Here is a 3,330-nt window from a genome sequence, read left to right as displayed (position 1 = left end):
TCGGACCATGCCGAGCAGGAAGCCCATGAACTAGCAGCCACGATCCAACGCACGCCGATGCCGTTCACCGGCCCGCTGTTCAATTTCGCGTTATTCCAGACGCGACCCGACGAATATTTCTGGTTCGTCTGCAGCCACCACATAATCGTGGACGGAACCGGCATTGGCTTGGTAGGCCGTCGGATTGCAACTATCTACTCTGCAATTGCCTCCGGCGCCCCGATCCCACCTCCATTTTTTGGCTCGTTACAGGACTTGGTTGACTGCGAGTCAGAGTACGAAACGTCCACCGATTATTTGGAAGATCAGGCCTATTGGAGCGAGAACCTTCCCCAGGAAAACGGACCGGATTATCGGTTGCCTCAGGCCGCGAGCGATCGGGATTCGTATTGGCCGTCGGCGCCGGTTCAATTGGACCCGTTCGTCATCGGCCGAATCAAAGAACTAGCCAAGAGGTTGGGTGTCCGTCGATCATCGGTCCTCACCGCGGCGTGCGCACTTCTGGTGGGTGCGTTCGACGCTGACGGTTCAGAGGTGGTGTTCAACTTCCCGGTCAGCAGGCGAGTAGGTCCCGCGTCAAAGCTGCTTCCCGGGATGGTGGCCGGGGTGGTACCGCTGGTCTTGACTGCGTCGCCGGAATCCTTAGTAGCCGATTTCTGTAAACACGTTGACACACGAATACGAGAAGCGGTGAAACATCAGCGGTTTCCGGTGCACCTTCTCGAGGGTGACGGTGATGTTCGCGGCCTCACGCAGGCGGCAAATCGGGTAGTTCTTAATTTCGTGCCGGCCAGACTGACCCTGGATCTCGGCGGTGTTCCGGCAACAGCGACCTATACCACTTTTGGCCCGATAGGTCACTTCGGGCTGTTGTTCTATGGATTCGGTGATGAGCAGCTTTTCAGCACGGCCGGTGCCGGGCAGCCTTTTTCGAGTTTTGACGTCTCGGATTTAGCGGGGCGGTTGCAGCGGTTGTTGGTGGCGATGGCCGCTGATCCGGGGCGATCGTTGTCGTCGGTGGATGTGTTGAGTGCTGGTGAGTACACGCGTCTGGATGGGTGGGGTAATCGGTCGGTGTTGACCGAGCCCGCACCGCGGCCGGTGTCGATTCCGGTGCTGTTTGCTCGCCAGGTGGCCCGCGCTCCCGAGGCGGTGGCGGTGAGTTTCGAGGGCGGCTCGATGACGTATCGGGAGCTCGAGGACGCGGCTAACCGGTTGGCGCACTTGCTGATCGGCCATGGGGTGGGTGCGGGGCACTGCGTGGCGTTGTTGTTGGAACGTTCATCCTCGGCCGTGGTGGCGATGTTGGCGGTGTTGAAGGCGGGGTCGGCTTACTTGGCGATTGACCCGGCGTTGCCGGGGGCGCGGGTCGGGTTCATGCTCACCGATGCCGCGCCGATCGCCGTCATCACCTGCGCGGCCCTACGCGCGCGGTTGGACGGGCATGACGTGGTGGTCATCGATGTCAACGACCCCGCTGTGGAAGCGCAATCCAGCACGGCACCACCGGTGCCGGACCCGGGGGATATTGCTTACCTGATTTACACCTCGGGCACGACCGGGGTGCCCAAGGGGGTTGCGGTCACCCACCGCAACCTGACCCATGTGGCGGATTCGCAGCCCTTAGATCTGCCGGCGGCGCAGGTGTGGACGCAGTGCCATTCCTATGCTTTCGACTTCTCGGTGTGGGAGATCTGGGCGGCGCTGCTCGGCGGTGGGCGGTTGGTGGTCGTGCCCGACTCGGTGGTCGGCTCGCCGGATGATTTCCACGCCCTGCTGGTCCGTGAACGGGTCAATGTGCTCACCCAAACCCCGTCGGCGGTGGGGACGTTGGCGCCGGAGGGGTTGGAGTCGGTGGCGTTGCTGCTCGGCGGTGAGGCGTGTCCGGCCGAGGTGGTGGATGCGTGGGCGCCGGGGCGGGTGGTGATCAATGCCTATGGCCCGACCGAGGCCACGGTGTATGCGTCGATGAGTGCTTTGGCGGCGGGGTCGGGGACGCCGCCGATCGGTGCGCCGGTGTCGACTGCGGCGTTGTTTGTGCTGGATGGTTGGTTGCGTGCGGTGCCGGTCGGTGTGGTCGGCGAGTTGTATGTGGCCGGTCGCGGCGTGGCGTGTGGGTATGTGGGCCGGGCTGCGTTGACCGGGTCGCGGTTTGTGGCATGCCCGTTTGGGGAGTCTGGGGCGCGGATGTATCGCACCGGGGATCTGGTGTGGTGGGGTGCCGATGGGCAGTTGCGGTATCTGGGGCGTGCCGATGAGCAGGTGAAGGTCCGCGGGTATCGCATCGAGCTCGGTGAGGTGCGTGCGGCGCTGGCCGGGTTGGCCGGGGTGGAGCAGGCGGTGGTGGTTGCCCGGGAGGACCGCCCGGGTGATAAGCGGCTGGTGGGCTATGTCACCGGGGCCGCCGATCCGGTGCAGCTGCGCTCCCAGCTGGCCGAGCGGTTGCCGGAGTATATGGTGCCGGCCGCGGTGGTGGTGTTGGACGTGCTGCCGTTGACGGTTAACGGCAAACTCGATACCCGTGCCTTGCCGGCACCGGAGTACACCGTCGGTGCGTACCGGGCCCCGGAATCACCCACCGAGGAGATCCTGGCCGGCATCTTCGCCCGGGTGCTGGGTGTGGAGCGGGTCGGGGTTGACGATTCGTTCTTTGATTTGGGTGGGGATTCGTTGTCCGCGATGCGTCTGGTTGGCGCGGTCAACGCCGGTCTGGACGCCGGTCTTGCGGTGCGCACCGTGTTCGAGGCGCCCACGGTGGCCCAGTTGGTGCCGCGTATCGGTGCCGATGGGGGTGGGCGCGAGCCGTTGGTGGCGGTTGAGCGGCTCGCGGTGGTGCCGTTGTCGTTTGCCCAGCAGCGGTTGTGGTTTATCGATCAGTTGCAGGGGCCTTCACCGATTTACAACATGGCGGCGGGGTTGCGGCTGGGCGGGCGGCTGGATGCCGACGTGTTGGGTGCGGCGTTGGCCGATGTGGTGGGCCGTCACGAGAGTCTGCGGACCCGGTTTGCCGCGCCCGAGGGTGTGCCCCAGCAGGTGGTTATTCCGGTGGAGCGGGCCGACTTTGGCTGGGACGTCGTTGATGCCACAGGCTGGTCGACAACCCGGCTGGAGGGGGCCATCGAGGCGGCGGCGCGTCGGCCGTTTGACCTGGCGACCGAGATCCCGTTGCGGGCAACACTTTTCCGTGTCAGCGAGGACGAGCATGTGTTGGTGGCCGTGGTGCATCATATCGCCGCCGACGGCTTGTCGATCGCCCCGCTGGTGGCCGATCTGGGGGTGGCCTATGCCAGCCGGTGTGCGGGGCATGGCCCCGAGTGGGCGCCGTTGGCG

The 3,330-nt window shown here is 64.9% G+C and carries 1 protein-coding gene; it reads left to right on the top strand.

The window, feature by feature from the left end; all coding sequences use genetic code 11:
- Positions 1–3,330, top strand: a 3,330-nt coding sequence (locus B8W69_RS29335; protein ID WP_133058059.1) for a non-ribosomal peptide synthetase, incomplete at both ends; no start/stop codon positions are given.

Origin of the sequence: Mycolicibacterium vulneris (assembly GCF_002104765.1) — a bacterium.
GTDB classification, from domain to species: Bacteria; Actinomycetota; Actinomycetes; order Mycobacteriales; family Mycobacteriaceae; genus Mycobacterium; species Mycobacterium vulneris.
The sequence above is the reverse complement of the archived record's forward strand: the minus strand, read 5'-3'. Positions and strand labels throughout refer to the sequence as shown.